At 61.8% G+C, this 1,458-nt stretch carries 1 protein-coding gene; it reads left to right on the top strand.

Annotation, left to right across the window (positions count from 1 at the left end; genetic code table 11):
- Positions 1–235: 235 nt before the first annotated feature.
- Complete coding sequence (locus tag DDA93_RS16050) at positions 236–1,435, top strand: IS110 family transposase (protein ID WP_116779316.1); 1,200 nt, start codon at positions 236–238, stop codon at positions 1,433–1,435.
- The last annotated feature ends 23 nt before the right edge of the window (positions 1,436–1,458 follow it).

Genomic DNA, 1,458 nt, shown 5'->3' with positions numbered 1-1,458 from the left:
CCCCCGTTACATTTATTGGAGTCCTCGAAGGTCGGGGGCTTGGTCGCTGGGCTTGGTATGACTTTCTGCCCCTGTCATTGATGATCCGGGGGGTGCTGTCGCCAGGTCCGGAGGCGCTTGTTGACTGCTGATAGGGACGCGGCCGGACCCGTCTGGGTTCAGGTCTCTTCGTAACGTGGGTGCCAGGAACAGGTGTCATGACTGCGGCCAGCTAGTGGTGCAAAGGAGCGCCATCATGACCGAACACTTTGATGTGTATTGCGGGCTCGATGTCGGCAAGTCCGAACATCACGCAACAGCCCTCACCCCGAGTGGTGAACGGCTTTTCGATAAACCGTTGCCGCAGGACGAGACACAGCTCCGGGAGCTGTTCACTGGTCTTGGCCGGCATGGCCGGGTGTTGATGATCGTGGACCAGCCCAACACCATCGGGGCGCTGCCGATCGCGGTAGCCAGGGATTGCGGCTGCGAGGTCGCGTACCTGCCGGGACTGGCCATGCGGAAAGCCGCGGACCTCTACCCGGGACGGTCGAAGACCGATGCTCGGGATGCGTTCATCATCGCGGACACGGCACGGACCATGCCCCACACCTTGCGGGCGGTAGACCGAGACAGTGAAGTGCTCGCCGCGTTGAAAGTTCTCTCCGGTTTCGACGCGGACCTGACCCATGAATGCACCAGGGCGATCAACCGGCTGAGGTCGTTGCTGTTGCAGATCTTTCCGTCCCTGGAACGGGTCTTCGTCGGCACCATCCTTACCCGCACGCTCGCGCTCGACCTATTGATCAAATACGCCGGGCCGACCGGTCTGCGCGCGGCCGGGCGCGGAAACGTGCTGCGCTGGGCGAGGAACCACGCCCGCAAAGACCCCACCAAACTTGTCGATGAAATCTTCACCGCCCTCGGGGAACAAACGGTTACCGTGATCGGCACCGAGGCCGTGGAACTGGTCATCCCACGCGTCGCTGCACAGATCAAAGAGCTCAAACACCAGCGTGCCACCGTCGCCGCTGAGGTCGAGAAACTCCTGGACGACTTCCCTCTTTCCATCGTCTTGATGTCCATGCCAGGAGTCGGCATCAAGACGGCAGCGACGATACTCCTGACCATCGGCGATGCCAGCACCTTCACCACGGCCGGCCATCTAGCCGCCTACGCGGGCATCGCGCCAGTCACCCGCCGATCCGGGACCTCAATCCGCGGCGAATACCCAGCACGCTCCGGGAACAAACAACTCAAGAACGCGCTCTTCAGATCCGCCTGGATCGCCAGCTGCCACGACCCGCTATCGAAGGCCTACTACGAGAAGAAACGCGGCCAAGGCAAGAAGCACAACGCCGCCATCATCTGCCTCGCCCGCCGCCGCTGCGACGTCATCTACGCCATGCTCAAAACCAAAACACTCTACGAGACCAAAACCCCGAAAGCCGCTTGACCAAAAGCATAGGGACACCCCCC

It is taken from the genome of Arthrobacter sp. Bz4, from assembly GCF_003075455.1.
Classification (GTDB): Bacteria; Actinomycetota; Actinomycetes; order Actinomycetales; family Micrococcaceae; genus Arthrobacter_D.
Note: the sequence above shows the minus strand (reverse complement) of the source record. Positions and strands in the feature narration are given on the sequence as shown.

Excerpts from the sequence above, each read along its gene's own strand:
- DDA93_RS16050 (WP_116779316.1), top strand. The coding sequence starts at position 236 with ATGACCGAACACTTTGATGTGTATTGCGGGCTCGATGTCGGCAAGTCC.